This is a genomic window from Citrobacter sp. Cpo109 (assembly GCF_030332565.1).
GTDB lineage: Bacteria > Pseudomonadota > Gammaproteobacteria > Enterobacterales > Enterobacteriaceae > Citrobacter > Citrobacter portucalensis.
In genome coordinates, this window is record NZ_JAOWHQ010000060.1 from 1 (window position 1) to 4,269 (window position 4,269).

Annotated in this window: 4 protein-coding genes; 1 reads left to right on the forward strand and 3 read right to left on the reverse strand. The window is 44.3% G+C overall.

The genetic code is table 11. The annotated features are described in order from the left end of the window. Nucleotides 1-8: 8 nt before the first annotated feature. Together OGY71_RS14050 and OGY71_RS14055 are read right to left on the reverse strand one after the other, a co-directional pair. A protein-coding gene (locus tag OGY71_RS14050; protein WP_100216202.1) for an IS3 family transposase occupies nucleotides 9-1,177 on the reverse strand; the annotation gives its coding sequence in 2 pieces (ribosomal slippage) (nucleotides 9-928 and nucleotides 928-1,177; 1,170 coding nt in all). A 509-nt stretch (nucleotides 1,178-1,686) separates the two neighbouring features. Continuing rightward, entirely contained in the window at nucleotides 1,687-1,911 is a 225-nt protein-coding gene (locus tag OGY71_RS14055) for a hypothetical protein (protein WP_200921540.1), read from the reverse strand. A 760-nt stretch (nucleotides 1,912-2,671) separates the two neighbouring features. Here OGY71_RS14055 and OGY71_RS14060 point away from each other — a divergent pair. Beyond that, nucleotides 2,672-3,085, forward strand: a complete 414-nt coding sequence (locus OGY71_RS14060) for an HNH endonuclease (RefSeq protein WP_286613421.1) — start codon at nucleotides 2,672-2,674, stop codon at nucleotides 3,083-3,085. On the opposite strand, the gene OGY71_RS14065 is transcribed toward OGY71_RS14060, so the two are convergent. Next, nucleotides 3,078-4,198, reverse strand: a protein-coding gene (locus tag OGY71_RS14065; protein WP_136754148.1) for an IS3-like element ISSen4 family transposase whose coding sequence is annotated in 2 segments (ribosomal slippage) — nucleotides 3,078-3,940 and nucleotides 3,940-4,198 — 1,122 coding nt in all. Because the reading frame shifts where the segments join, the coding sequence is not laid out codon by codon here. The two genes, OGY71_RS14060 and OGY71_RS14065, sit on opposite strands and share 8 nt — an antisense overlap. Nucleotides 4,199-4,269: the final 71 nt, after the last annotated feature.

Sequence of the window (4,269 nt, forward strand, 5' to 3'; positions counted from 1 at the left end):
TGTAGTGGTCAACTAAAACTGGCCACGGCTTTAGAGTTTTTCCAGTATCGGTTTTCCGATTCGTTTGGGGGCAACCCACCGTTATAGTCATGCGGCCTTAGCGAGCTGTAATACCCGACGATATAGTCTGTGATCGCATGAGCAGCATCGCTAAAGTTTATATAACCTGTCACTGGCACCCACTCGTTTTTCAGACTACGGAAGAAGCGTTCCATCGGGCTGTTGTCCCAACAGTTTCCACGTCGGCTCATACTCTGCCTGATCTGGCAACGCCACAGTAACTGCCGGAACTGCCTGCTTGTATAGTGGCTACCCTGGTCACTGTGGAACATCACTCCGGCTGGTTTACCGCGAGCTTCCCACGCCATTTCCAGCGCTCTGATGGTCAGCTTGCTATCCGGCGAGAATGACATTGCCCAGCCCACTGGTTTCCTTGCGAACAGATCGAGAACAACTGCAAGGTAAGCCCAACGCTTGCCTGTCCAGATGTACGTCACATCGCCGCACCACACCTGGTTAGGTTCTGTCACTGCGAACTGTCGCTCAAGGCGATTCGGGATAGCGATGTGTTCATGACCAACACGTTTATACCGGTGGGTAGGCTGCTGACAACTCACCAGCCCCAGTTCTTTCATGAGCCTGCCAGCAAGCCAGCGTCCCATTCTGAAGCCTCTCAGGGTTGCCATAATGGCGATACTTCTTGCGCCAGCAGAGCCATGGCTGATGTTATGCAGCTCCCGAACCTGGCTGCGTAACACAGCTCGCCAGCCGTCTGGCTTTTCGGCGCTTTTCTCCCAGTATTTGTAGCTACTGCGATGAACCCCGAACACGTGGCAGAGTGTGACCACAGGATACTGCGCTCTGAGTTTCCCGATTAACGAGAATTGTTCAGGGAGTCTGACATCAAGAGCGCGGTAGCCTTTTTTAATATGTCGTTTTCCATTTCAATGCGTTGTAGCTTTTTCTTCAGCTCACGTATTTCAATCTGTTCCGGGGTTATAGGGGAGGCTTTAGGTATTTTGCCCTGTCGTTCATCCCGTAACTGCTTTACCCATCGCGTCATGGTAGAAAGACCCACATCCATAGCACTGGCCGCAGCTGCAACGGTGTAGTTCTGATCAAGGACCAGTTGAGCGGATTCACGTTTAAACTCTGCGCTGAAATTTCTTTTTTTCATTGAGGCACCTGTAATGTTCTGAGGTGAGCATATCACCTCTGTTCAGGTGGCCAAATTCAGTAAACCACTACAATCGCTCTTCCAACCAAGTACCAATCTGACGATTAGATGCAACTAAGTCGATCCTCAGATTTGAGGATCGGTTTAATTCTTCAGGTAATTCAATGGGTTGAGCATTGCGCAGGAATTGATTTGGTCCCAGACGAGAGGACATAGACCCATTAGCTCGCTGAACATCAGCAAGATTCCAACAATCAACACTGTCTAAAAGGATAGTGGAGAATGTTAAATCTAATCCTAAAACGAATGTCATAGGATTATGCCGTGAGAGCTGGAAGTTGGTGATTGGATAAATTCTTGATAGTTTCAGATTAACAACGTCTCTCTGAATCGCATCAGGTTAAGTTTTATGAAGGTAGGTAAGGTGATTGCCTACCTTTTCTTTTGGACGCTTCCTAGAGGCTCTCAGGCTTGATATGACAAAGGGGCTTAATTGCCCCTTTTTTATGTCACACGTTAAACCAGATAAATTTAACAACAGCTATCAAAGTGACACACAACCAACCAAAACCTACATAGACTAATGCAGTTACCCAAAAATCATATGAACTGTTTTTACTTTTAACAGAAGCATTGATTACATCCTCATTCTGAGAAATAACCAAGCCAATAATAATGACAATCCATCCTGTGATTATCCAGTGATCTAAACCGAGCGCTACAATTTCAGCCATTTTGTTTATCTTTGATTAAACGAGTGAGTATACAATTTGGTAACTAACAGTTACATTGAGAAATCATTTTAAATTACCACTGATACAAAATCGAATTAATAAAATTCATAAAGAAATACTGTTTCAGAATGACATAGGTCAACATTCACTACATGAATACGTGCTGCGAAAGTATCCATATGAAATATGTGTGTATCAGTAGCGTCATGAGAGCCTCTGTAATCAATTTAAATCTATTCCTAACACCTTTCCTTCACTTTTTTTAAAGTCTCTCATAATTCGTTTTAGGTGCATTAAATTACATTCTTAAATCTGAGGAATACAACATACGTTCCTCAATAATCAATCCCAACTTTTCTCATTTCTGGAGGTATTATATATGTAGTAAAGAAAATACTACAGAATACATACTTTTTACTACTTATTTACTACAGATGTCCCAACGAAAATGGGTTTTTTACTATATATATAATAGGTAAATAATTAATATTGATCTTTCTATCACTTCTAATCCAATAAATGGAGATAAATTAATGAATAAATCATTCAACTAGTTAAATTTTTAGACAATAATTCATTAATTATCTAATCAAATATGGTATTAAAATTCAGGGTTTTGTCAGTCCTGAATATCGAGATAAGAAAATATTTGAAGCAATCACGAGAACCAGAGAACAAATAAATAATACAATAGCATAAATAATTTCAAGGGATAGGCTTTCTTAGTGTATCTCTTATCACAAAAGGGGATTGAATATAAATGAGTCTAACAAAAATTAAAGAAGTTAACGAGGCGCTAGAGCGTATCCGTGAAAAAATTACACTTGTTAATGATCAACTATTGGACAATGAAACTGGAAATCCTATTGAAACCACTACAAATAAAGAATGTTATACTCACTTTATTTTTGAAGGATTACGCTTTTCTTATCACCGTGTAGTGTTTTATCTGCATTCAGGTTTATGGCCTGAAATTGTAGATCATATTGATCGCAATCGTTATAACAACCATCCATCAAATTTACGTGCTGCTACGAAAGCAGAAAACAATCGTAATAAGAGCAAGCAAGAAAATGCTACCTCAGTGTATAAAGGGGTTAGCTATCATAAAGGTTCAGGGAAATGGCAAACATCCATTGACCTGCCCCCACGATTAGATACAACACTCAGTTAGTAACGTCGGAATCTTCATTCTCAGAATGACCCTTTCTCCAGCCCGCTGCAAATTCAGACGGTGTCTGATAATTCAGCGTGGAGTGCGGGCGGCATTCGTTATAATCCTGCCGCCAGTCATTAATAATTTTCCTGGCATGAACGATATCGCTGAACCAGTGCTCATTCAAACATTCATCGCGAAATCGTCCGTTAAAGCTCTCAATAAATCCGTTCTGCGTTGGCTTGCCCGGCTGGATTAAGCGCAACTCAACACCATGCTCAAAGGCCCATTGATCCAGTGCACGGCAAGTGAACTCCGGCCCCTGGTCAGTTCTTATCGTCGCCGGATAGCCTCGAAACAGTGCAATGCTGTCCAGAATACGCGTGACCTGAACGCCTGAAATCCCAAAGGCAACAGTGACCGTCAGGCATTCCTTTGTGAAATCATCGACGCAGGTAAGACACTTGATCCTGCGACCGGTGGAAAGTGCGTCCATGACGAAATCCATCGACCAGGTCAGATTGGGCGCCGCCGGACGGAGCAGCGGCAGACGTTCTGTTGCCAGCCCTTTACGACGTCTTCTGCGTTTTACGCCCAGGCCACTGAGGTGATAAAGCCGGTACACGCGCTTATGATTAACATGAAGCCCTTCACGGCGCAGCAACTGCCAAATACGACGGTAGCCAAAACGCCTGCGCTCCAGTGCCAGCTCAATGATGCGCCCTGATAAATGCGCATCAGCAGCCGGACGGTGAGCCTCATAGCGGCAGGTCGACAGGGATAAACCTGTAAGCCTGCAGGCACGACGTTGCGACAGACCGGTCGCATCACACATCAACATCACGGTTTCCCGCTTCTGGTCTGTCGTCAGTACTTTCGCCCAAGAGCCACCTGAAGCGCCTCTTTATCCAGCATGGCTTCGGCAAGCAGCTTCTTGAGTCTGGTGTTCTCTTCCTCAAGCGACTTCAGGCGCTTAACTTCAGGCACCTCCATACCGCCATACTTCTTACGCCAGGTGTAAAACGTGGCATCGGAAATGGCATGCTTGCGGCAGAGTTCACGGGCGGGTACCCCAGCTTCGGCTTCGCGGAGAATACTGATGATCTGTTCGTCGGAAAAACGCTTCTTCATGGGGATGTCCTCATGTGGCTTATGAAGACATTACTAACATCGGGGTGTACTAATCAACGGGGAGCAGGTCA

Bases quoted from the DNA above. Each gene is read 5' to 3' on its own strand.
- OGY71_RS14055 (WP_200921540.1), bottom strand. From the start codon at position 1,911: ATGGCTGAAATTGTAGCGCTCGGTTTAGATCACTGGATAATCACAGGA.
- OGY71_RS14060 (WP_286613421.1), top strand. From the start codon at position 2,672: ATGAGTCTAACAAAAATTAAAGAAGTTAACGAGGCGCTAGAGCGTATC.